The sequence below is a fragment of the Bacillus tequilensis genome (genome assembly GCF_012225885.1).
Lineage (GTDB): Bacteria > Bacillota > Bacilli > Bacillales > Bacillaceae > Bacillus > Bacillus tequilensis.
Window position 1 is genome coordinate 3,561,452 of sequence record NZ_CP048852.1, and the last position, 23,363, is coordinate 3,584,814.

At 43.3% G+C, this 23,363-nt stretch carries 27 protein-coding genes and 1 pseudogene; 11 read left to right on the top strand and 17 right to left on the bottom strand.

Going from position 1 to position 23,363, the window contains the following annotated elements; all coding sequences use genetic code 11:
• Position 1 precedes the first annotated feature (1 nt).
• From glcR to G4P54_RS18730, 3 genes are all read right to left on the bottom strand, one after another.
• Positions 2-775 carry a transcriptional regulator GlcR gene (glcR, locus tag G4P54_RS18720; RefSeq protein WP_024713745.1) on the bottom strand — a complete coding sequence of 258 codons (774 nt, stop codon included), beginning with the start codon at positions 773-775 and terminating at the stop codon, positions 2-4.
• Between the two features lie 217 nt (positions 776-992).
• Entirely contained in the window at positions 993-1,334 is a 342-nt protein-coding gene (gene ssbB, locus G4P54_RS18725) for a single-stranded DNA-binding protein SsbB (protein ID WP_167873507.1), read from the bottom strand.
• A 76-nt stretch (positions 1,335-1,410) separates the two neighbouring features.
• Positions 1,411-1,794, bottom strand: coding sequence for a hypothetical protein (locus G4P54_RS18730; protein ID WP_024713747.1), 384 nt, complete (start codon positions 1,792-1,794; stop codon positions 1,411-1,413).
• Positions 1,795-1,967: 173 nt separating this feature from the next.
• Here G4P54_RS18730 and G4P54_RS18735 point away from each other — a divergent pair, with 173 nt between their 5' ends.
• Positions 1,968-2,378, top strand: a complete 411-nt coding sequence (locus tag G4P54_RS18735; RefSeq protein WP_003227794.1) for a YwpF-like family protein — start codon at positions 1,968-1,970, stop codon at positions 2,376-2,378.
• Between the two features lie 451 nt (positions 2,379-2,829).
• On the opposite strand, the gene mscL is transcribed toward G4P54_RS18735, so the two are convergent.
• Both mscL and fabZ read right to left on the bottom strand, forming a co-directional pair.
• Entirely contained in the window at positions 2,830-3,225 is a 396-nt protein-coding gene (gene mscL, locus G4P54_RS18740; RefSeq protein ID WP_024713749.1) for a large conductance mechanosensitive channel protein MscL, read from the bottom strand.
• A 74-nt stretch (positions 3,226-3,299) separates the two neighbouring features.
• Positions 3,300-3,725: a 3-hydroxyacyl-ACP dehydratase FabZ gene (gene fabZ, locus G4P54_RS18745; protein WP_024713750.1), complete on the bottom strand. Its 426-nt coding sequence runs from the start codon at positions 3,723-3,725 to the stop codon at positions 3,300-3,302.
• A gap of 191 nt (positions 3,726-3,916) precedes the next feature.
• Here fabZ and rapD point away from each other — a divergent pair, with 191 nt between their 5' ends.
• Positions 3,917-4,981: an aspartate phosphatase RapD gene (gene rapD / locus G4P54_RS18750; RefSeq protein WP_167873508.1), complete on the top strand. Its 1,065-nt coding sequence runs from the start codon at positions 3,917-3,919 to the stop codon at positions 4,979-4,981.
• Between the two features lie 20 nt (positions 4,982-5,001).
• Here the strand turns inward: rapD and flhP are convergent, their stop codons facing one another.
• The 5 genes from flhP to G4P54_RS18775 form a co-directional block, all read right to left on the bottom strand.
• Complete coding sequence (gene flhP / locus G4P54_RS18755; RefSeq protein WP_024713752.1) at positions 5,002-5,811, bottom strand: flagellar hook-basal body complex protein FlhP; 810 nt, start codon at positions 5,809-5,811, stop codon at positions 5,002-5,004.
• 32 nt (positions 5,812-5,843) lie between these two features.
• A complete protein-coding gene (flhO, locus tag G4P54_RS18760) occupies positions 5,844-6,656 on the bottom strand; it encodes a flagellar hook-basal body complex protein FlhO (protein ID WP_167873509.1) in 813 nt (270 codons plus the stop codon).
• A gap of 159 nt (positions 6,657-6,815) precedes the next feature.
• Positions 6,816-7,817 carry a cell shape-determining protein Mbl gene (gene mbl, locus G4P54_RS18765; protein ID WP_003227776.1) on the bottom strand — a complete coding sequence of 334 codons (1,002 nt, stop codon included), beginning with the start codon at positions 7,815-7,817 and terminating at the stop codon, positions 6,816-6,818.
• A gap of 179 nt (positions 7,818-7,996) precedes the next feature.
• Positions 7,997-8,278, bottom strand: a complete 282-nt coding sequence (spoIIID, locus tag G4P54_RS18770; RefSeq protein WP_003221804.1) for a sporulation transcriptional regulator SpoIIID — start codon at positions 8,276-8,278, stop codon at positions 7,997-7,999.
• Positions 8,279-8,292: 14 nt separating this feature from the next.
• Complete coding sequence (locus G4P54_RS18775; protein ID WP_010886628.1) at positions 8,293-8,403, bottom strand: protein usd; 111 nt, start codon at positions 8,401-8,403, stop codon at positions 8,293-8,295.
• 224 nt (positions 8,404-8,627) lie between these two features.
• Between G4P54_RS18775 and G4P54_RS18780 the strand changes: the two genes are divergently transcribed.
• From G4P54_RS18780 to G4P54_RS18790, 3 genes are all read left to right on the top strand, one after another.
• The gene (locus tag G4P54_RS18780) at positions 8,628-9,041 is read left to right on the top strand and encodes a MarR family winged helix-turn-helix transcriptional regulator (RefSeq protein WP_167873510.1); all 414 of its coding nucleotides are present in this window, start codon (positions 8,628-8,630) and stop codon (positions 9,039-9,041) included.
• A gap of 21 nt (positions 9,042-9,062) precedes the next feature.
• Positions 9,063-10,253, top strand: a complete 1,191-nt coding sequence (locus tag G4P54_RS18785; RefSeq protein WP_167873511.1) for an MFS transporter — start codon at positions 9,063-9,065, stop codon at positions 10,251-10,253.
• 397 nt (positions 10,254-10,650) lie between these two features.
• Positions 10,651-10,935, top strand: coding sequence for an LCI fold-containing protein (locus G4P54_RS18790; RefSeq protein ID WP_167873512.1), 285 nt, complete (start codon positions 10,651-10,653; stop codon positions 10,933-10,935).
• A 245-nt stretch (positions 10,936-11,180) separates the two neighbouring features.
• Here the strand turns inward: G4P54_RS18790 and G4P54_RS18795 are convergent, their stop codons facing one another.
• From G4P54_RS18795 to G4P54_RS18815, 5 genes are all read right to left on the bottom strand, one after another.
• Positions 11,181-12,587, bottom strand: coding sequence for a right-handed parallel beta-helix repeat-containing protein (locus tag G4P54_RS18795; protein ID WP_167873513.1), 1,407 nt, complete (start codon positions 12,585-12,587; stop codon positions 11,181-11,183).
• 101 nt (positions 12,588-12,688) lie between these two features.
• Entirely contained in the window at positions 12,689-14,161 is a 1,473-nt protein-coding gene (gene pucI, locus G4P54_RS18800; protein WP_167873514.1) for an allantoin permease, read from the bottom strand.
• A gap of 169 nt (positions 14,162-14,330) precedes the next feature.
• The gene (locus G4P54_RS18805; protein WP_167873920.1) at positions 14,331-15,689 is read right to left on the bottom strand and encodes an MFS transporter; all 1,359 of its coding nucleotides are present in this window, start codon (positions 15,687-15,689) and stop codon (positions 14,331-14,333) included.
• Positions 15,689-16,258, bottom strand: a complete 570-nt coding sequence (locus G4P54_RS18810; protein WP_024713759.1) for an isochorismatase family protein — start codon at positions 16,256-16,258, stop codon at positions 15,689-15,691. The genes G4P54_RS18805 and G4P54_RS18810 overlap by 1 nt, the downstream gene beginning before the upstream one ends.
• A gap of 184 nt (positions 16,259-16,442) precedes the next feature.
• Entirely contained in the window at positions 16,443-16,907 is a 465-nt protein-coding gene (locus G4P54_RS18815) for a hypothetical protein (RefSeq protein WP_167873515.1), read from the bottom strand.
• A 281-nt stretch (positions 16,908-17,188) separates the two neighbouring features.
• Between G4P54_RS18815 and amtB the strand changes: the two genes are divergently transcribed.
• From amtB to G4P54_RS18830, 3 genes are all read left to right on the top strand, one after another.
• The gene (amtB, locus tag G4P54_RS18820; protein ID WP_024713761.1) at positions 17,189-18,403 is read left to right on the top strand and encodes an ammonium transporter AmtB; all 1,215 of its coding nucleotides are present in this window, start codon (positions 17,189-17,191) and stop codon (positions 18,401-18,403) included.
• A gap of 11 nt (positions 18,404-18,414) precedes the next feature.
• Positions 18,415-18,765, top strand: coding sequence for a P-II family nitrogen regulator (locus G4P54_RS18825; protein WP_010332189.1), 351 nt, complete (start codon positions 18,415-18,417; stop codon positions 18,763-18,765).
• Positions 18,766-18,942: 177 nt separating this feature from the next.
• Positions 18,943-19,524 carry an undecaprenyl-diphosphatase gene (locus tag G4P54_RS18830; protein WP_024713763.1) on the top strand — a complete coding sequence of 194 codons (582 nt, stop codon included), beginning with the start codon at positions 18,943-18,945 and terminating at the stop codon, positions 19,522-19,524.
• Between the two features lie 40 nt (positions 19,525-19,564).
• On the opposite strand, the pseudogene G4P54_RS18835 reads toward G4P54_RS18830, so the two are convergent.
• A pseudogene (locus tag G4P54_RS18835) lies at positions 19,565-19,986 on the bottom strand (VanZ family protein).
• A gap of 87 nt (positions 19,987-20,073) precedes the next feature.
• Positions 20,074-20,949, bottom strand: coding sequence for a stage II sporulation protein SpoIIQ (gene spoIIQ, locus G4P54_RS18840; protein WP_167873516.1), 876 nt, complete (start codon positions 20,947-20,949; stop codon positions 20,074-20,076).
• Positions 20,950-21,089: 140 nt separating this feature from the next.
• On the opposite strand from spoIIQ, the gene G4P54_RS18845 reads away from it, so the two are divergent.
• The 3 genes from G4P54_RS18845 to G4P54_RS18855 all read left to right on the top strand — a co-directional run bounded on the left by G4P54_RS18845 (position 21,090) and on the right by G4P54_RS18855 (position 23,361).
• Positions 21,090-21,581, top strand: coding sequence for a GNAT family N-acetyltransferase (locus G4P54_RS18845; protein ID WP_167873921.1), 492 nt, complete (start codon positions 21,090-21,092; stop codon positions 21,579-21,581).
• Positions 21,578-22,096 (top strand): DUF5362 family protein, encoded by a 519-nt coding sequence (locus G4P54_RS18850; protein WP_024713767.1) that lies wholly within the window; start codon positions 21,578-21,580, stop codon positions 22,094-22,096. Before G4P54_RS18845 ends, G4P54_RS18850 begins: the two co-directional genes overlap by 4 nt.
• Before the next feature lie 260 nt (positions 22,097-22,356).
• The gene (locus G4P54_RS18855; protein ID WP_024713768.1) at positions 22,357-23,361 is read left to right on the top strand and encodes an SDR family NAD(P)-dependent oxidoreductase; all 1,005 of its coding nucleotides are present in this window, start codon (positions 22,357-22,359) and stop codon (positions 23,359-23,361) included.
• The last annotated feature ends 2 nt before the right edge of the window (positions 23,362-23,363 follow it).

The following is a 23,363-nucleotide window of genomic DNA, read 5'->3' on the forward strand; positions in this document are numbered from 1 at the left end:
GTCAGCCCTTTCCTTCATTCTGCTCTGTCACAAGAAGTTCCACACCATTGCGGTCAAGCAAGTCACAAAACGCCTGATTCGGCAGCCTGTCTGTGATCAAGAGATCGATTTCACTCAGCTCCGCATACTGATAAAAACTAGTGCTTCCGAGTTTCGAATGATCTGCAAGTGCGATTACCTGCTTTGCCTGCTGAATCATTTTTCGCTTCACCATGCCATCTTCTTCATGCGCAATCGTAATGCCATGCTCGGAAATGCCAACCACACCGATCAGCGCTTTATCGACGTGATAGCTTGAAAGCTTTTCAATCACAGAGGCGCCGTACAGAAACCGGTGCTCCTTTTCCAGCTTGCCTCCGAGCAGATAGATTTCAATTCCCTCTTTATCGGACAGCACTTCCGCGAGATTAATCGAGTTGGTAATCACCGTACAATCCGCAGTCAAATGCTTTGCGCATGCCTGAACGGTTGTAGAGGCGTCTAAAATCACCCGGTCTCCATCATGTATGAGCGATGCGGCAAGCCTGCCGATCTTGTTTTTTTCCTCGGACACTGTTTTCAAGCGGCCGGAATAGCTTTGAATTTTCTGATGCACAGTCGGCAAAATGGCACCGCCTCTTGTGCGGATGATGGCATTTTGTTCCTCCAGCCTCACAAGATCCCGTCTCGCTGTGTCCCTTGATACATGAAGGAGCGTACAGATCTGCTCTGTTGTAATTCGATTATGCTGTTTTAAAAAATCCAAAATGGCTACTAATCTTTCTTCTTGGTACACGCTCTCATTCCTTTTCTTATCCATCATCTTTAAGTAATTATAAGTTTTAATTCAGTTTTATTCAACATTATTAAGTGATTTTAAGCAAAAATGCATCATAAGAACCATTAAATGACAAAAAGAAAGAACCAGTCTGGTCGACTGGTCAATTTTGAGGGGATGATGCGGAGCTTCTGATAATCGTGAATGAATAGAAAACGGGAGGATCAAGGGGATGTCAATCGGCAGCTTTTTCCCGGGGTTTAGGGTCCATAAAACGAACAGTGTCAGCCAGCACTTCTGTTACATAGACGTTAACACCTTCTGCATTTTCATAGCTCCTTGTCTGAATTCTTCCGCTTACGCCGACGAGAGAACCTTTTTGGCAATACAACGCCGTGTTTTCAGCTGTTTTTCTCCAAAGCGTGCAATTGACGTAATCGGCCTCGGTTTCCCCTGAAGCATTTTTGAAGCTGCGGTTTACCGCAAGCGTAACGTGCGCAACTGCCCCACCGGCGGAAGTGTAGCGAAGCTCAGGATCTTTTGTTAGACGTCCGACAAGCATGACCTGATTGAACATGTGATTCCTCCTCTCCTTGCGGTTATATGTATTGTAGATGATACAATGAGAAAAGAAAAATGCTCAAAAATGATTTTCAGCCTCTGTTTTTATCCCTCGTTTTCATTTTTCCTTCAGCTAAAAACATCTTTTGTTTTTTCCCTTTAAAGAAATATGTATTTTTTAAAAACCGAAAAAATATTTGCTTTGTCAGCCAATTCTGCGTGTTCATACACACGTAGGAAGAACCATCCCATGCAAACCACTGAAAGCTCAGTTTTTTTTCCGGCATAGACAGCTCGATTTTATACTGCTCCATGCCATCATGTGTTTCGTATAAAAAACTCATCCTCCCTTTTTTGTTCAGATGGACCTCAAACACGTCTTTACGGCTTAATATATATGCTTCATCCTTTTGGATCCAACGGTCTTCAGAAGGAGTGCCGTCAATATAAATTTCTTTTAAATGCAATTGATTCATACACATCTCTCCGTATTCTATAGTCAGTTACAGTATAATGAAAAAAATGAAATTATTAAATATTTCACCAATACAAAATTCTTTATCCCCGGCATTGCAGCATTTTTTCCTCGAAAACGTTTATGTTATAATGGAAGGCAAGAAAACTTTGGAAGTAATCGGGGTGAGAAGAAATGAAAACCTTTAAACTGGTTGACCTGAATGTGGAACGAGTGGACAAGGAAGAACAATCAATTGAACAGTTTCCCCTTATTGACGGACTGATTATAAATAAAGAAGACGGTGAAAATCATTGGCTGATTGAGGCGCTTGTACAGAAAGAACATCTGTCTTTTTTTGAACAGCTTCAAAACAGCCAATCTGAAGCCAAAGTATTTGTAACGATCACGAAAAAAAGCAATCGCCCCGCCCAGCTGACAGCGGCAGTGAAAAATATCGTCAAGCTGGAAGAAAGCATACAGGTTTTACTCTACGGACAAATGGTCACAAGAAAGCAGCAGGGCACTGAAACCATTCTCGAGTCCCTTGTAAAAGAGGGTTATACAGGAACGAAACTGATTGAGGCGTTTAAGCAAAAATTATAAATATGAGGGGCATGTTCCCTCTCAGATGCTGAGGCGGAGCATTCTTTTTATCACTTATCGGCGCTGCTCTCCTCAAGACACTCTAATTTGCAGACACCTGCAGAAGGTCAATAAACGGAAATACGAAAAAGCAGTCATGACAGCACTTTTATCTTACGGGATCTAATAAACATTTCGCCAACGAAGACATCAGCGGCGAAATTGTCAAGGCTAAACTACACTCTCCAAATCTCTCCGTTATATATAAAGAAAAAAATGTCTATTTTTTATGAAAACGTAATACGATGGAAAAGCTTGCTTCGGCATCCCGCTGGTATGCCGGCATTATCAAAACCGGGCACGCGGCGTACAGTTTCACGAACATTGACGGAATCGAAACAGAAGCGAAAAGCACCGCCATAGACATTTTTCTGAATAAAAAAGACCGCCGTTTCCGAACGACGGTCTTTTTTTATTCCGGTGACTTTGTCTGCTGCTTTAGCAGATCTCTGATTTCCTTCAGCAGCTCCTCTTGCGCATCCGCCGCTTCCTCCGCCGCCTCTTCTTCCTCTGCTTCTTTTTTGCGTCTCAATCCATTCAATATCCGAATGACGATAAAAATGGAAAACGATATGATTAAAAAATTCACGATCGTCTGGATAAAGCTGCCGTACTTCACTACAGCATCACCAAACGTAAACGACAGGCCTGAAAAATCAAGCCCTCCCAGCAGCAAACCTACCAAAGGCATGATGATATCATTAACCAGAGATGTGACGATCTTGCCGAATGCCCCGCCAATTACAACACCGATTGCAAGGTCAACGATATTTCCGCGCATGGCAAAGGCTTTAAATTCTTTCCACATACAATCACCTGCTATTTTTCATATTTTGAAAGAAAAAAAGACAAATGTGCCGTTGCCCATCTGCCTTTTTTCAATTATTCACCGAGAGCAAAAGTCAATTCAACTTCGCAAACGATTTCATCATCAACTGTGGCAACGCCTTTTCCGCGTCCGATTGTGCCGCGCGCACGAGTGATTTCAACCTCAAGATGAAGCTGGTCACCAGGCTTGACTTGTTTTTTAAACCGGCAATTGTCAATGCCTGCAAAAAACGCCAGTCTGCCGCGGTTTTCTTCTTTAATCAGCATCGCAACAGCTCCGACTTGAGCAAGCGCTTCTACGATTAATACGCCGGGCATGACCGGATACTGAGGAAAATGTCCGTTAAAGAACTCTTCATTTGCAGTTACATTTTTATAGCCTTTTGCACGTTTGCCCTCTTCAACTTCCGTAATCCGGTCTACAAGCAAAAATGGATAACGGTGAGGAATAATTTCTTTAATTTGCTGAGTATCAAGCATTCTCTTGACATCTCCTTCATCTGCATTAGTATGTATAGTCATCATTAAAGATCAAATCTGTACATTTGAAAAGTATATTATGAATTAATCTCTTTTTCAACTGCGCTAAAATGTAACCTACTGTCAATGAGAGCCGTCAAAACTTATGATATGATAATTATAGATTTTACCAATAGCAAAGAGGTAGGAAAATGATTTCGAAGTTTATTGAAAAAAGGATGCAAAACATGTTAGACGAGTGGTATTCCGTAATGAGTAAACGAAAGATGGACCACGTTTGCACACTGAAAGAGAAAATTGACCAGCACCTTCCGAAGCTCAAAAAGAACACAAAACTTTGGATGCGTTATCAATTGTTTCAGACCCGCCATCAGCTGCTTTTTGAAAACCAGAACGGGCTTGATTCTATCTTCGATGATTTATACGATCAGGAAGACAAAATGGATGATGAATTGAAATATTATTTGTATTTTTTCTCAGGATTATACGAAATGGTCAAAACAGCTCCGAAACATGCAGTGAATCATTTTAAAAAAGCTGAACAGTATCTGGCCGCTATTCAAAACACGTTTGAAGCCGCTGATTTATATTATCAAACCGCCGGCGCCTATTACTTGATGAAATCACCGCCGCTTTCCATCCAATACGTCCAAAAAGCATTACACATCTACTTGCACCAATTCGGCTATATTAAAAAGGTGATCACCTGCAAACTGTTGCTCGCCGTTAATTACATTGATCAACAGCAATACGAAAAGGCTGAACAGCTTTTCAAAGAAATCATTACGAAAACCCAGCAATTACATGACGAAAACCTGCTGTGCCACGCTTATTATAATCTTGGCTTTTTAAAAGCGACCGAAAAAAAAGACCAGGAAGCGCTTCTTTACTTTAAAAAAGTATTAAAGAATCAAGAATTTGAAATGAATTCCCCAGTCTCGTATCTGCACTGTGTGTATGAGTCTGTCAGGTCGCTTTTTAAAACAGGAAAGATCACGGAAGCAAAAGCCGTTCTGGAAAAAGGAAAAGAGTTATGTGAAAAGGTAGACATTCAAACCATTTACTTAAAATTAAAAACGCTTGAAGCGCTCTACACATCAAGTGAAGACCCCTATGATCAGCTGCTCGAATATGTCCTTGAATTAGAAAAGATTGAAGCGTGGGTCGATTTAGAAGTACTGTTAGAAGACATCACGGACTACTACAAAAAAAAGGACGATTTCGAAAAAGCCGCTTTTTTTATCATGCGCGGCTGATTGAAAACGCCCATTTCTTATTATCTGACTGAATTGATTAAACCGAGCATTTGATCTCCCATTGTAATCGTTCTGCTGTTCAGCTGATATGAACGCTGGGACGTGATCAAATCTGTCATTTGTTCTGAAATGTCGACATTGGACATTTCAAGCGAGCCCTGCTGCATGCCGATGTTTTGTCTATTCGCGCCATTCAGCTCTTCAAAAGCTGCCGCATTACCAATTGAGAATAGGTTATTCCCTTCAGATTTCAGCTCTTGAGGGTTATTCACTTCGACAACCCCGAGATCAAACCGCTGAACCGCGTTTCCGTCAGATGCAGTTAAGGTGCCGTTTTTATTAATCGCGATATGCTTCATAGAGCTGTCGATATTCACTGTATTACCGTTTTCATCAAGCACCGGATACCCATTTCCAGTAACGAGCTGAAGCTGGTTGGCATTATTTGCTGAAGGCGTTACATATAATGCTCCGTCTCTCGTATACTGGCGGTTTCCATTTACATTCACCTGAAGATATTGGTATGGAGACGTAAACGCGATATCAAGATCGCGATCCGTCTTCTGAACGCTTCCTTGATCAGACACAAGGCGAGAATTCATCATTGCTCCAACGCCAAGGCGCAAGCCGGGCGGTGTTTTGCGGGCTTTTGCCACTTCCTCATTTTTTTCATCAACCTGATCGAATTGCTGTCTGACTAGCTCAGAAAAATTCGTATCTTTTGCCTTATAGCCGGTTGTGTTGCTGTTTGAAAGGTTGTTACTGATTGTATCAATCTGCTGCTGCAGCTGGTTTAAGGTTGTTGATGCCGTTAGCATTGACCTGAGCATAGTTGATGTCCCCCGTTTTTTCTTCCGTTATCTTAGATCTTCCCAATTTCATTGGCTGCTTTATCCATACTTTTATCGTAAGCCTGAATAACCTTCTGATTGGCCTCAAACGATCTGTACGCTTCAGTCATTTCTGTATAGGCGCTTGTCACATCTACGTTTGAAAGCTCAGAAACGCCTTGCTTTAATGAGTAGGAAACCTGATTATTTCCGGATACGCTTGGCAGATCATTTCCGTCCGCCGTACTGTACAAGTCATTTCCGTCCCGTTTCAGATTGCGGACATCCTCCGCCATTCTGACATCAATTTGGCCGGCTGTCCGCCCGTTCGTTGTCACAGTACCGTTTTCAGACACTTTGAAATTCTCATTATCGACAGTGATTGGCTGGCCACCCGTTGATAAAACCGTGCGTCCATTGATCGTCAGCTGATTATTCTCATTTAGTGAAAAAGTGCTGCTTTTTGAATATCGGATTCCATCTGCTGTCTGAACCGGATAAAAAAGTGCCGCGTTTTCCTTGGTTTCCGTATTAACCGGAACTTGATTTTCAACCAATGTAATGTCTGTTGGCTGGTCTGTTGGCTTCAAGCTTCCCTGTGTGAAAAGAGGCTTAAGCTCCTGCATGTACACACCGGTATTGACGGAGCCAATCTCTGTCCTTGATGTTCCGGCCGGAGATTTTGATTCTATTCTGCTGAGCAGCATCTCAGGGAACGCGCGCAAAGAGCCTTGATCTGCTTTATATCCGGACGTATTTGCGTTTGCGATGTTATTCGAGAGCATTTCCGTTCTTCGCTGCTGGGCGATCATTGCGGATGTTGCTGTATATAAACCTTTTAACAAATTTCCCACCTCTAAAATGGCATTTTTTCCAGTTGTCATATAGGAACGTTCGTTCTATAATATAAATCAGTATTTTATCCTATTATCGTCATATATCATCCATTCGTGAAGGCTTTTCATAAAAAAACCCCATTCTTTTTCAGAATGAGGTTTGTGAAATCAGCTTAGTTTGCGTTTAGGAAGCTTGTCCATATTGTCAAGCATGACACCTGTGCCAATGGCTACGCAGTCCATCGGATTTTCAGCGACGAGAACCGGTACCTTCAGCTCCTCAGCAAGCAGCTGGTCGAGGCCGTTTAAGAGCGCGCCTCCTCCGGTAATGATAACGCCGCGGTCAATGATATCAGCGGAAAGCTCAGGCGGCGTTCTTTCAAGCACTTGTTTCGCAGCCTGCACAATAACAGCTACAGATTCACGAAGGGCTTCTTCAACTTCTTTACTGTTTACTGTAATTGTTCTTGGAAGACCGGAAACCATGTCCCGTCCGCGAATGGAAATTTCTTCGTGACGTGCGTCTGGGAAAACCGTTGCGACTTTAATCTTAATATCTTCCGCAGTACGTTCGCCGATCAGCAGCTTGTACTCGCGTTTGATATAATTTAAGATTTCCATATCAAACTTGTCCCCAGCCATTTTAATAGAAGAGGAGGTGACAATATCGCCCATTGAAATAACCGCGATATCCGTCGTCCCGCCTCCGATGTCTACAACCATGTTACCGCTTGGCTGGAATATTTCCATACCCGCGCCGATAGCGGCAACTTTAGGTTCTTCTTCAAGATACACATGTTTACCGCCGCTTTTTTCTGCAGCTTCTTTGATTGCTTTTTGCTCAACGGATGTAATATTCGTCGGGCAGCAAATGAGCATGCGCGGTTTTGAGAACAGGCCTTTTACATTCAGCTTGTTAATAAAATGCTTCAGCATTGCTTCTGTTACTTCAAAGTCAGCGATAACTCCGTCTTTCAGCGGGCGAATCGCAACAATATTCCCAGGTGTACGTCCAACCATTCGTCTTGCCTCTTCGCCAACCGCCAGCACTTTGCCGCTGTTTTTATCAAGTGCAACTACGGAAGGTTCGTTCAGAACAATTCCTTTACCTTTAACATGGATCAGTACATTTGCAGTACCGAGGTCAATACCAATATCCCTTGCAAACATCTATTTATATCCTCCTTGAAAATCTGTTTCACAGTAAATATCCACATTGTGCCCTAATTATATATATTATCATAAAATATAGAAAAAAAGTTGGCAGCGCATTAAGTTCTTTACAAATTTTTGCGGATGTTTTATGAACGATTTCATGGAAGACAACCCCAACGGATGACAGCAGGCCATTATGACTGCTGAACAGGCTCCCCTTCGAGTATTTCATCTTTTTTATATTTCAGTTTTGTTGCTTCTCCCCCTCTTAAATGCCTGATTGATTTATGATAATCGAGTATTTCTTTCACTTCGTTTGCCAAGTCAGGATTTATTTCAGGCAGACGCTCTGTTAAATCCTTGTGTACTGTACTTTTGGAAACACCAAATTCCTTCGCAATGACACGAACGGTTTTCTTTGTCTCCACGATGTACTTCCCTATCTTGATTGTTCGCTCTTTGATGTAATCGTGCACACCACTCGACCTCCCTAAAATGGATGTGAGAAGTGTGAAATGAGATCCGTATTCTGTAAAGAGTCGTTCATTATGCCGCTTCTTCGTTGTATGGTTTTAAAAGTAAGTTTATGAAATATGCCCACGATCCCTCACCTCAAACACTCTCTTTGTTAGGTTTGTAACAGTGTATTAGCATTCTTTTGGGAATATGCTAAAAACTCAATAAGGACAAGGGGTGAAACGAACTTTTTGAGCTTCGGCCAACTATTTCGCGTCACTAAACTTTTATCTTTACATCGATTCAGCGCTCCTGTAAAATAAAAAAAGCAATTAGTTACTTAGGTAAGTTTTTTAGAAGGAGACCGACATGACCTACGTCAACAGACACCTCATTCATCAAATCAACCAAAGCGCCCGCCTGATTGCCAAGAAAGCCAACGAACAGCTGGAGCCATTCGGCCTTTATTCATCACAATGGTCAGTTTTATATTGTTTGCGTACGATCGGACCAATGACTCAAAAAGAGATTTGGTCCTATTTAAATGTGGAAGCGCCGACTGTAACACGGACGATCAAACGCCTGGAGGAGAACGGCTGGGTCCAGAGACGGCAAGGTGAAGACAAACGGGAAAAACTTGTTGTCCTCACAAAAGAAGCCGAGAAAAAATACGAAGAAATCAATGTAAAAATGCTCAAATTCGAGGAAGAACTGCTTGCAGATTTTCGTAATGAAGATAAGGAAGCTTTTTCTCATTTATTTCGCATGTTTTTACATCAATGAAAATAAGGAAGTGACATACATTTGAAAAAATCGGATGCGATATGGACCAAGGATTTTATTATGGTCCTGCTTGTCAATTTATTTGTGTTTGTGTTCTTTTATACATTTTTAACTGTACTGCCAATCTATACGCTTCAAGAGCTTGGCGGCACAGAATCACAAGGCGGGCTTTTAATCAGCCTGTTCCTTCTGTCAGCGATTATTACACGGCCTTTCTCAGGAGCCATCGTTGAGCGTTTCGGCAAGAAAAGAATGGCGATTGTCTCAATGGCGTTATTTGCGCTTTCGTCTTTTCTGTATATGCCGATTCATAACTTTTACCTGCTGCTTGGCTTGCGGTTCTTCCAAGGGATTTGGTTCAGCATTTTAACGACTGTTACAGGTGCAATTGCAGCCGACATTATTCCGTCCAAACGCCGCGGTGAAGGGCTTGGATATTTTGCCATGTCTATGAACCTCGCTATGGCAATCGGGCCTTTCCTTGGACTGAATTTGATGAAGGTCGTCAGCTTCTCTGTATTCTTTACAGCCTTTGCGCTGTTTATGGTTGCAGGCTTGCTTGTTTCGTTCTTGATCAAGGTGCCCCAAAACCAAGACAGCGGCACGACAGTATTTCGTTTTGCGTTCTCGGATATGTTTGAAAAAGGCGCACTTAAGATTGCGACGGTCGGTTTATTTATTTCTTTCTGTTATTCAACTGTCACAGCGTATTTGTCTGTATTCGCCAAATCAGTTGACCTTTCAGATATCAGCGGATATTTCTTTGTCTGCTTCGCGGTGACTATGATGGTTGCGCGCCCGTTCACAGGGAAATTGTTCGACAAAGTCGGACCGGGCATTGTCATTTACCCGTCAATCTTGATTTTCTCAGTGGGGCTCTGCATGCTGTCCTTCACACACAGCGGCCTAATGCTTCTGCTTTCAGGAGCGGTGATCGGGCTCGGATACGGGTCAATCGTTCCTTGCATGCAAACATTAGCGATCCAGAAATCTCCGGCACACCGCTCAGGTTTTGCGACGGCAACGTTCTTTACCTTCTTTGACAGCGGAATTGCTGTAGGATCATATGTATTCGGATTGTTTGTAGCGTCTGCCGGCTTCTCTGTCATTTATTTATCAGCCGGGCTGTTCGTTCTGATTGCTCTGCTTCTTTACGCGTGGAGCCAGAAAAAACCTGCTGAGGCCGAAGGAAAAGTGTCTATTGCAGAATAATGTAAGACTGCCGGGATTTTCCGGCAGTCTTTTTTTCATTTAAAAAGCGGCGCTCTCTTAGAGAACGCCGCCAGCCTGAGGGAGCTATGGTGCTCCCTTTTTTCATGTCATAATAATTGGGATTCTTCAACACTAAATTAGCTTGTTAGAAACATATGTACTTTTGAGAGAAAACACTTCTGACTCCTTCGTATCACTTCATTTCAGAATCGTGACAATATGATTTTACGTTCAAACCAAACGAAATCCTGTAAATTATTTTATAAGTGAAACGGTGAGTGTCAGTTTATTTAAATTCCTTTTTATTACAAATGTAGTATTTAAGGCCCTTTTAATAGAGAGTGATTCCTCTTATAATTAAGATACATTACAAAATTTGGGAATGGAGATGATTCACATGAAATTGAGAAGGACAATTACTGGAGTTGCTTTATCTTTAGGATTGCTTTTACCTGTTTCTGGACAAGCTCTTGCTACAAGTGATTCAACGGATGGGGATATGCGTACGAAGGCTACTTCAATTGTAGATTGTTCTGTAACTCCATTTAAAAGCGCAAGTAATAGATTATGTATGTATTCAGATAATGGCGCTTTTGCAAATAGTTTTGATCGTTTTGGTACTACATTTTTCTTTAAAGGCAAAGCTGGAAATTATGCATATTATGAAAGTGCAAGTAGATAAGATAACGGGGGCTTTTAGCCCCTCATACTGAGAGAACATCTTGACAAGATCGCAGCTTTGCAGCATGGGCTTCGCTGCTGGTTGAGGGAAAACAAAACGTAAGTGGCAAGTTCTTCTCGAATCTGCATGTCAGAACATGAAAACGTTCATTCATCATACATACGCTAAAAATAAAAAAATTGTAGAAAAACATGAGTTTCTCTACAATCTGACGGCGCTCTCTTAGAGAACGCCGCTTATCGCAATTATTCAATAACAGGCCGCGCAGGTGAATCTGGATCTAACGTAAAGTCATAGGAATCTTCATCACGATACATCGGATCGGCATAAATGGATTTCGAATCGTTATTTGTTGCTTTTTGATATGACGCAAATGAATCGTATTCATTCTTTTTCCACATCCATACGCCGTCTTGATCCGCTTCCTTATGATACACGTTATGATTGACCGTATTGCCTTCATTTTCTGTAAAATCGTTTCCGATAAATAATCTGGAATCACCAGCGGTCAAAATATTCTTTTCGATTGTATTGTTTTTCGTATCGTACTGCAGCAGCAGCTGTCCGCCATACAGGCCCTTTGTGTCATTCCGGTACATAATGTTGCGGGAAATCAGAGAATTGCTGGTGCCGCCCCGCTTTTTGTCATATCCTCCGATTGAAATACCGGTGTACGCATTGTTGTACACTTTGTTGTCTGTTATCTGAATAGCATTCGCATATTTGCCTTTGTGTTCAGACGTTGCTTCAATTCCAATATCGTTATCGTGAACTGTGTTTTTCTTAATCTCGATACTGTGTCCTCCGTCGACATAAATTCCGCCCGCTGAGTAATCATCTCCATATGCAGGGTTTCCATAAGTCGAGTTTTGATAAACCGTATTGTTTTCTACGACTCCGTTTCGCACGTAATCGTTTTTGTCCGCGGTTCCCTCATAACCGATAAGGTCGATCCCGATGTTGTTATTGTTGCGGACCACATTGCCCGCAATCGTAAAGCCGTCAATATTTCCGTTTAGCACAACCGCTTCACTCGCTCCAAGCGTCAGATTCTCAACCGTATTGTCCTCGATTTGTATATCTTTCATGCTGCCAGTCCCATAGACTGCGATTCCGTGGGCATTTCCGTCATCTGCTTTTGTCTTAATATCCCGGACATGATTGTTCTTGATGGCAATATGGCTGCTGGAGCCTGATACATAAATTCCCATAGCAGTTGCTCCCTCAGATGAAACAGAAAGATCTTGAATCGTTAAACCGCTGATGACAATGTTATGTTTATCGTGAATATGAATGAGCGGTGTTTCATATTTTGCGTCCGCAACGGATTCTCCGCTAATCACGACTTTTTCATTTTCATAGTTTCGGAACGTGATAGGCTTTCCGTCCGTACCGCTGTGTTTCACTTCAAGAATTTCATGATATGTGCCTTCCCGAATCATGACGGTTGTACCGGCGGCAGCCTCCTCTGAAGCATGCGCCAGTGTACGAAACGGCTTTTCTTTTGTCCCTTCGTTTTGATCACTGCCATTTGGCGAAACATATAGGTAAGCACCAGTCTCTTCTTCATTCGCTTTCGTCTTGTCATAAACGACAGCGAGGATGACAGACGTTAAAACACCCGCCAAAAGAATAAAATACCATTTTCTCATATTCGATTCCCATTTCGTTTTAGAATAGATTTCAAAACCATTATAAATGTTCTATTTATGGAAAACCATTTCAAAAATATGAAAATATACCGGCATATACCTTATTCAGCCTGACGAACCTGTCCAGATTCAAATGTTTCAATCGCCGATGACGCCGGCGGGTGAACACGCATCAGAACAATATAGAAAAGAAATGAAATCAGCACACCGACAAACCAGGAAATGTCGTATAAGCTCTTCAATGCGGGAACATACATGCCAATCAGCGAAATGAGCGCACCCAAACTCGTGGCTGCAAACGCACGGTAATTGTAGCCTTTAAAATAAACATAACGCCCTGTTTCAGAATACAGGTCATCTACCGAGAGCTCCCGTTTGCGAATGATAAAGTAATCAGCCATCATCACGCCTGCCACCGGACCAAGCATGCCGCCTATTAATCCGAGAAACGCATATACGCTTGTCGCACTCTCCATCAGCTTCCACGGAACCGTAAATAAAGCAAGCAATGCCGTGATAAAACTGCCTCGTTTGAAATTAATATATTTCGGCAGGGCATTCGCAATATCATAAGCGGGGGATACGATGTTCGCTGCGACGTTTACAGAGATCGTGGCGATGCAAAGTGTAATCACGGACAACGCGATAACATAAGGGTTATCAAACCTCGCCAAAATATCGACAACGTCCCAAATCGGCTCGCCGAAAGCAACCTGCGAACCGGAAGTCACGGTAATACTGGCGAACGCAAACAGCGCGAAGGTTCCCGGCAAGCCGTAAAACTGCCCTTTGATTTGCTCTTTTTGTGTTTCAGCAAACCGTGTGAAATCAGGGATATTTAAGATCAAAGTCGCCCAGATGCCAATGATCCCGGTAACCCCGGCAGCAAACGGCCAGAATGTTTCTGAAAACGTATGAAATTTTCCTGGCTGAGAATAGATCGGCCCCAGTCCTCCGGCAATATCGATGGCCCACCATACCATGCCGCCAAAGACGACATACACTAAAGGCCCCGCCCACACCTCAAAACGCTTAATCGACTCCATGCCGTGGTGCAATACGAGTAAATGAATGGCCCAAAAGAACACAAAAGAAAGCAAGCCGGGCAAGTGAATGCCGAGAATATTCCACCCGCCGCCAACTTGTCCCCAGCCAGGCCATATATTTAAAAGCAAGATGTTCAGCGCCGTGCTTCCTGCAAAGGTTTGAATGCCGAGCCACATGATGGCAGTAAAAGCCCTTAGAAGCGCAGGGATATTAGCGCCGTATATTCCGTAAGAAGCCCTGATGATCACCGGAAACGGCAGCCCGTATTTTGTCCCCGCGTGGCCGTTTAAAGCAAGAGCGCCAAACAAGATGAGGGATGCCGTAATAATGATCGCCAGCACCTGCCAAGGCGAAAGGCCGATCGCGATTAACCCGCCCACCGTCGCGTAGGTCGGTATATTATGTATGCACCCCATCCAAATGGAGGCAAAGTTCATTGCCTTCCACGTCCGCTTTCCCTGCCCCAAAGGCAGCAGGTCTTCATTGCTTAGTCTGTTGGATTGATGCTGGCTCTCTTTTAATTTCATAGCCGGCTCCCCTTTCACTATTGTCGTATGTTCAGTTTTCTGACATCGGATGTCACTTAATATAACTGAAAAGTCAGACAATAACATTGGCTATGGTATACAATTTTCTTGTTTCTATTTGAACAGTCTAAACAAGAAAAAGGGACAGACTCAGCGCCTGTCCCTTTTTTCATGATGCAGTTTTCATTAATGCCGCAAATCTCACAGCCATTAACAGGCTTGCTCCGCCCGTTATGATCATGATGGTTCCCATCATATCAAAGTGGGCTGCCGTGATTTCTTTCCCAAAAAGAAGACCAAGGATCACTGAAGACAAAATCGAACCTAAGTAACGGCAGGTTTGAAACAGACCAGAAGTGGTACCTACCATATTGGAAGGACTCGTTTTCAGCATCGCCGCCTGAAGCGCGACATTTCCAAGGCCGTAGCCTACACCCAAGAGCGATAGAATGAAGCCCTTTCCGATGGTCTGGACATTGATAAAAAAGAGGGTTAAGATGACCGCTCCAACCGTCATCAGAAGCGCGCCCGCAAAGATCGGCTTGACGACGCCTGATCGGTCGATCCATTTCCCCGTAATAGGTGACACAACAATGCTCATCCCTGACATAAACAGCATAAACAGACCGCTCGTTTGAACAGAAAGATGCATTTCATCCTGAAAATAACTTGGCAGCCCGAAAAATAAACAATAGAAGAAAACATTCAGCAAAATAAACTGAACATATACGGCCGATAAGTTTCGCTGCGTTTTAAACAGACGGACATCAATGAACGGCTTATCCGTTTTCAGCTCACGCCATACAAATGCACCGAGCAGAAGCACGCCAAGCACACCTTCAGCCGCATGCGGCGACGAACTGAACGACAGCAGGAAGGATAGGAGAAAAATGATTCCTCCGGCAAATAAAACGATTCCAAGGATATCAAGCTGCCGAATGATCGTTTTGATCCCGGCTCCTTTTTTCTGATCTTTCGGGAACATATACATGCCTAATAAGAAGCTGAGGATAATAAACGGCAAATTGACGATAAAAATCGCCGGCCAGCCGCCCCACACAATCAAAAAACCGCCGACTGTCGGTCCGAGCGCCGTCATGGCAGACGCAAAAATAGAGAGCACCGCCAAGGCCGACGCCTGCCGCTCATGAATATGATTACGAATCAGTCCGACTCCTGATGGATAAATCGCGCTGCTCCCTACCGATTGAAACAGACGCATGACCAATAATGTCATAAATGTCGGCGCAAACGGCGCCCCGATGGCAGAAACTGCAACAAGAATGAGCCCGAATAAAAACAAGCGTTTCCGCCCGATCAAATCACCGAGCTTTCCCGTTACAGGCTGAGCCACGGCACTCGCCAGGTAAAACGAGGAAATCAGCCAGGAAACCGTTGTAAACGACAGGTGAAACTCATGCTGGATGCTATGGAGCGCAAGAGAGATCATAGACGAGTTCAGCGGATTCAGCATCGTTCCCGAAGCCACCGCTGTTAAAAAAACAGCCCGGCTTTTTTTCGATATCATCATTTTATTTGTGCCAGAAATTCTTCCGTCGTCCGCGATTTACCGATTCTTGGGAAAATAAAGCGCAGTGTGGCTTCGTGCTCTTCCTCGCTGAACGTGGACATCGCGTCTGTAATGAAAATCTGCTGATAGCCAAGCTGGAACGCCTCGCGAGCCGTGCTTTCCACCCCGATGTTCGTCGCGATGCCGCATAAGACAATCGTATCAATGCCGCGGCGTCTCAGCTGCAAATCCAAATCCGTGCCGAAAAAAGCCCCCCACTGCCGTTTTGTTACAGTGTAATCTCCATCCTGCACACCGATTTCCGGAACAAATTCGGCCCAGTCCGCCGGCATTTCCCGCGAACCTCCCTGCTCAGGCTCATCTGTTTGCGGCTTCAGCGCATCTGCTCCGTCATGAAATGCTACATTCACAAAGCTGATAAACCCGTTATGTTTCCGAAATTCATCGATCAGTTTTTTCGCATTTGGGACAACCTGACCGCTTTGATCTAACGGCGCAATCCCTTTTTGCAAATCAATGATAACCAATGCTGTTTTTTGAAAATCAATGTTAAGTGTGTTCATTATACGTCTCCTCCTGATGCTGTTAGTGTTTCTCACATTGCATATTTTACTCTTTACTCTGACTAAGTTCTTTTATTATGCTTGTGAAACTCTCAGAATAAGCGCTTTTCTCATGATTTTTCTTTTATGTAATAGTAACAGGTTGTGCATACGAACAAACCGGCAAGCACTGTAATCATAAGAGACGTCATCGCTTCATCACCTGCCTGCCGTCTATCGGTTCCTGCCTGAAAATGCCTATGAATTTTCGGCGATCTATCCAAAGCAAGATGAGACACATAACCATTAATATCGTGCTAAGATCCTGCACGCCAATATCAAAACAATAGTTAATCAAGACGATGTTCACTATAATGGGCATAAAAATAACTGCTCCTAATGCAGCCGTTCGCGGAATCAGTAATAAAACAGCTGCTAGAATTTCACCAAAACCTATAAACAGTTCATAGACATGAGAATAACCGAAAAACGTCCACGCGATGGTAAACCCCTTCCCGGCAGCCGCCTCGATTTCAGGCGTCACCTCGCCAAACTGGCCAATCACCACTTTCGCCAAACCGTACACGAAAAAATTAAAGGCTAAAAACAATCGGAACGTCGCGGGAATCGACTTGCGTACCGCTCTCCTCAACCTGCCGCCTTTATTCATCATACATCCCCCTCAGTGTATTATTTGATATAGTACACTTAATACAGTATAGAGCTTTCTAATCAATGTCAATTCCCTTTTCCGCTCATATGAACAGATTCTTTTATAGATATAAAGTCTTGTATCACAAAAAATGCTTTTCTCCTTTCTTTCCATCCCTCGGTAACATTCCAAAAAAACCATGTCAGCAAATCTCACATGAAAATGTTTTATCATTCTTTTTTCTCTATAATGAAGAAATATAATAATTACTTTTTATTCTGAAAAATACGGAGGAATGAGACATGCAAATGGGCGATACAGTTTTTATGTTCTTTTGCGCTTTACTCGTGTGGCTGATGACCCCGGGGTTAGCGTTATTTTATGGAGGAATGGTAAAAAGCAAAAATGTGCTGAGCACTGCCATGCACAGTTTCTCTTCCATTGCTATCGTTTCCATCATTTGGGTGCTGTTCGGATATACGCTTGCCTTCGCACCAGGCAATTCAATCATTGGCGGACTGGAGTGGGCCGGTCTGAAAGGAGTTGGATTTGATCCCGGCGCTTACAGTGATACCATTCCCCACTCATTATTTATGATGTTCCAAATGACGTTCGCTGTTCTGACTACAGCCATTATTTCCGGGGCTTTCGCAGAACGGATGCGATTCGGCGCTTTTCTTTTATTCTCGGTTTTATGGGCTTCCTTGGTTTACACACCGGTTGCGCACTGGGTATGGGGCGGGGGCTGGATTGGCCAGCTTGGGGCGCTCGATTTCGCCGGCGGCAATGTTGTTCATATTTCCTCAGGTGTGGCAGGCCTTGTTCTCGCTATTGTGCTCGGCAAACGGAAAGACGGCACAGTGTCTTCTCCGCACAATCTCATTTACACCTTCCTGGGAGGGGCTTTGATTTGGTTCGGCTGGTTCGGTTTTAATGTCGGCAGCGCCTTGACCTTAGATGGTGTGGCCATGTACGCCTTCATCAATACAAACACCGCGGCAGCAGCCGGGATTGCCGGCTGGATCTTAGTTGAGTGGATCATTAACAAAAAACCGACGATGCTCGGAGCAGTATCCGGCGCGATCGCCGGGCTTGTGGCAATCACACCGGGAGCCGGATTTGTCACACCATTCGCTTCTATAATTATCGGCATCATAGGCGGAGCGGTTTGTTTCTGGGGTGTATTTTCGCTTAAAAAGAAATTCGGATACGATGACGCACTCGACGCCTTTGGCCTGCACGGCATCGGCGGCACATGGGGCGGCATCGCAACAGGATTATTCGCGACAACCTCTGTTAACTCAGCAGGCGCGGACGGATTATTCTACGGCGATGCAAGCTTAATCTGGAAACAAATCGTTGCCATCGCCGCCACTTATGTTTTTGTATTTATTGTCACTTTCGTTATTATTAAAATTGTAAGCCTCTTCCTTCCCCTTCGCGCAACCGAAGAAGAAGAGTCACTTGGGCTTGACTTAACGATGCACGGGGAAAAAGCATATCAAGATTCTATGTGAGGAGTGACGCTATGAGCGGTCAAATGTTCAAGGTAGAAATTGTAACGCGTCCGGCAAATTTTGAAAAGCTGAAGCAGGAACTCGGAAAAATCGGAGTCACCTCTCTGACCTTTTCCAATGTTCACGGCTGCGGCCTTCAAAAAGCACATACGGAGCTTTATCGAGGGGTAAAAATAGAAAGCAATGTATATGAACGTTTAAAAATCGAAATCGTGGTCAGCAAGGTTCCTGTTGATCAAGTGACCGAGACTGCTAAAAGGGTTCTGAAAACAGGATCACCGGGTGACGGCAAAATATTTGTCTATGAAATCGGCAATACGATCAACATCCGGACCGGTGAGGAAGGACCTGAGGCACTGTAATCGTTTTGAAGAGATTCGGAATTTTAGAATCTCTTTTTTTTGCGCATAAAAAACCCCAAAAAACACTATATCCCTTCGAATTCTCTTCAAGCGCCCCGCATTTTTGAATTCTTTTTTTGATTTGAAACTTTTTATGAGTATAATGAGTCTAATAATAAAAATGTAAAAGGTGATTATTTGAATTACGAAATTTTTAAAGCAATCAATGGATTATCTCATCACAATTCGGTTCTCGATTCTATCATGGTCTTCATAACGGAATATGCGATTGTCGCCTACGCTCTTATCCTATTGGCAATCTGGGTGTTCGGAAACACGGAAAGCAGAAAAAATGTGCTTTACGCGGGGATTACAGGCGTTGTCGGTCTTGTCATCAACTTTTTGATTACGAAAGTTTATATCGAACCGCGCCCATTTGTTGAGCACACGGTTCATACACTGATTCCGCATGCTGCGGATGCTTCATTTCCAAGTGACCACACGACTGGTGCGTTAGCGATTTCGATTGCGATGCTTTTCAGAAACCGCAAAATCGGCTGGCCGCTTGTTATTTTCGGGCTTTTGACAGGCTTTTCGAGAATTTGGGTAGGGCATCACTATCCGGTTGATGTATTGGGCAGCCTCGTTGTCGCCATCATTATCGGGTTTGTTTTCTTCAGATTTTCAAATTTGCTTCGCCCGTTCGTCGATTTGATTGTGAGAATCTATGAAGGCATCATTCATAAACTGACAAAAAAACCAACCGATCAAAACTTCTAAGAAAGACAAAAGCCGGCGTCTGAAACCAAGACAGCCGGCTTTAATATTTTTCATACATCTCATGTTTTCTTCGCTTCACCAGCACAAATAAACCATAAAACAATCCAATTCCAGCAGCATCGATCAGCACATCCCGGATACAGCCGTTCCTGCTGAAGAAGAGCTGAAGAACTTCTGTGAAAAAAGCAAACGCGAATGAGCCGGCTGCCGCCGATTTTATGCTGTCCAGCTGTTTCCACAGCAAATAAGTCAGCACAAAGAAGGAAAACGCGTGCCCAATTTTTTGAATAAACGCTTCAGGTACAGTAAGCTCAGTAAAATCCATCACTAAAAACTGAGACAGGTCAGGATGCGGCTGAAAATGAAAAGCTACCGTTTGCGATACGACCATGCCGCCGAAGCTTTCCGTACTGACAGAAAGCAGAATAAAAAAGATCCGCCTGCGAGCAATAGACGGTTCATGACATAACCTCCTTTATAGCGAACATGCCTATGTATAACTACAGTAACAGAAAAAAACGCCCATCACACGGATAGACGTTTTCTTGATTAAGACTGCTCAGTGTCTTCTGTTGTGCTGCTTTCTTTAGAACCAGATTTGTCAGATGAACCATCCTTTTTCTCACCGGATTTTTCCTCTGTTCCTTTTTCAGTTGGTCCTCCGCCCTTTTTCTCGGAAGATTGCTGAATGGATTCTTCTGTTTCTTGAGTGGCAGCTTTTTCTTCAGCAGCTGCTGCTTTTTCAATAGAAGAAACCGGCTTGTCCATAAAGTTCAGCGGGTTCATTGCGACTCCGTCTTTACGGATTTCAAAATGCACGTGGTTTCCGCTGTCTTCGCTGTAAAGGTTCTTGCCAGACTTCCCGATGACTTGGTTTTGTTTTACCTTGTCGCCTTGTTCAACACTCACTTCAGAAAGAGATTGATACACAGTCGATAATCCGTCGGCATGTTCTACTTCCACAACATATCCTAGCACTGGGTCTTTTTCAGCTTTAACAACCGTACCGCTCAGAGAAGCAGAAACATCGAAATCTTTTCCTTCTTTCTCAGCTAAGTCAATTCCTTTGCTTAAGCTGTACGTGTTATTATAGGTAACGAGTGCTGCTTCTTTTTCTTCTTTTGCGGCATCGGTTTCATAGAACTTTTTCACAACAGAAACGTTTTCAGAATCAACAACCGGCATTGCGACATTTTCCATTGACTTTCCTACTTCAACTGCATCGTCGTTGTTGTCATATGCGGAGTTTCCGCCGTTATCAGCCAACTGATCCTTTACCTCATCATTTGATACAGATTGATACCAAAGGACAGCTGTTAAAATGACGGCCGCACTGACTAAGTAGATTGCAGGGAACACCCAGCGTTTACGAAAAAACTGCTGAAGTTTTTTGACTTGAGAAGTTTTCTTTTCTTCCTCTCTCATTGTTTCATCACCTCAGCAACATTCTGAACACTTTTCTGAAAATATATACACTTAACCAAAAAAACTTTTTAGATGTAGTTTGCGCAGACTGATACGAAAATATGTCATTTTTTTGAGAGGAGTGCCACAAACGTATGAACATGACATTGCGTCTTGCTGAAAATAAAGATCTTGAGGCTGTTATTGCGATTTACAATTCAACGATTGCTTCTCGAATGGTAACAGCCGATACAGAACCGGTAACACCCGAAGACCGGATGGAGTGGTTTTTGGGACATACAGAATCACGTCCGCTCTATGTGGCCGAGGACGAAAATGGGAACGTCGCTGCCTGGGTCAGTTTTGAAACATTTTACGGAAGGCCGGCCTATAATAAAACAGCGGAGGTCAGCATATACATTGACGAAGCATGCCGCGGCAAAGGCGTTGGATCGTATTTGCTCCAGGAAGCGCTTCGCATTGCGCCGGAGCTTGGCATCCGCTCACTAATGGCCTTCATTTTCGGTCATAATAAACCTAGCCTGAAGCTATTTGAAAAGCACGGATTTTCAGAATGGGGACGATTCCCGGGCATTGCCGAAATGGATGGCAAAAGATACGATTTAAAAATTTTAGGGAGAGAGCTGTCATGATTAGTCTGGATAAGGATGAAAAAGAGATTGAAAATCATAATGAAGAACATAGCCCCGCTGAACAGGAGATCACACCTGCGGAAACTGAGAGCCATCAGCTGAGCGCCTCTGCTGTCAAGTCACTGTCAGACATTGCGAAGTGGGGCAAAATTTCAGGCATTTTGCTGATCATTACAGGATCGCTTGTGTCACTGTCTGCTTTGATGACAGTGCTCGGCGCTATCCCTGGCGTCCTGCTCATTATTTCAGGCGTCTTTCTGATGCGTTCTGCAAAAGCTGCCGCGGAAGCCGAAGGAAATCTTGCCGGCAGTGCCGGAGAAAGTATGCTTGAGAATTACGGGAAGTTTATTAAGATGCAGCTGTTTTACGCCGCATCCAGTATCGTCACTGGCCTGATTGGGATCATAATAGTCGTTTTTATGCTGGTGATTATCGGCATTGCCGCCTATGAAAGCACCGATACGCATGAAGATCCCGACTCCTATTATTATGAGGATGATCCGGTGTTTGAATAAATCAAAAAGATAGACAAAATAGCAGAGGCATGAGTTAGGCATTGACCAGACTCATGCCTTTTTATGATGCTTCTCTGCATTATTACTCTCCCCCGCCCCGCAGGATCCACTGTTACAGCCAGCCTCTCCTATTTCAATGAATGGACAAAATTATAGGTGAATCAGATAGGCTAGAGCAAACACAGAGTTTTCTTACAAGCATATACTCCAATAACCGACATTATTTTATCAATTCAAGAAAGAAGGAAGTGAGTATACTTGTGTTTTTCAAAGATAAAAAAATACTCATCATTGGCGGAACAGGCACGATTGGAAAAAGCCTTCTAAAACAAATCCTTAAAGATCAGCCAAAGGTTGTTCGAATATTCAGCAGGGATGAATATAAACAATTTATGCTAGAAAACGAAATCGGACCCAGAAGGGATATTAGATTTTTAATAGGCGATGTGCGAGATTATGACCGGGTGTTAAATGCAATGGACAGCATTGACTACGTCTTCCATACAGCTGCCATGAAGCATGTGCCCGCTTGCGAATACAATCCCTATGAAGCGGTCCTGACAAATATTATAGGAACCAATAATGTCATTAAAGCAGCAGTTGCTCAAAACGTGAAAAAGGTCGCTTTCACAAGTTCGGATAAGGCAATATCTCCAACGAATGCATATGGAGCAACAAAACTCACAGCTGAAAGATTAATTTCCGCAGCAGAATACAGCAAAGGAAAAGCCGAGACGGTTTTTTCTTGTGTTCGGTTTGGAAATGTAATGGGGTCAAGAGGTTCCGTGGTTCCATTGTTTACAGAACAAATCTTAACGCAAAAAAAAGTGACTGTTACGGATTTAAACATGAACCGCTTTATGATGACCCTGGATCAGGCAACATCATTATTAATGAGTGCGCTTAAAGAATCTCAAGGCGGCGAAATTTTCATATTAAAGATGCCGGTTATTTCACTGCGCGACTTAGTGACAGTTGTTGTTGAAGAAACATGCAAAAAACACAATTTGAATGTGGATGAAATTGAAATACAAGAGATCGGGCTGCGCCCCGGAGAAAAAATGTATGAAGAACTTATGACGTATGATGAATCGACAATGGCTTTTGATCTGCCTGAAATGTTTGTGATCCCTTCAACATATGGGAAAAGAGATCACTATGCTCAAGCAAAAAAAGCAGCTGAAGGAACCTATAGTTCAAATGATCAAGAGCAAATTTCAAAAGGAGAAGTCCTTACATTATTAAAATCGCAAAACCTAATTTAATC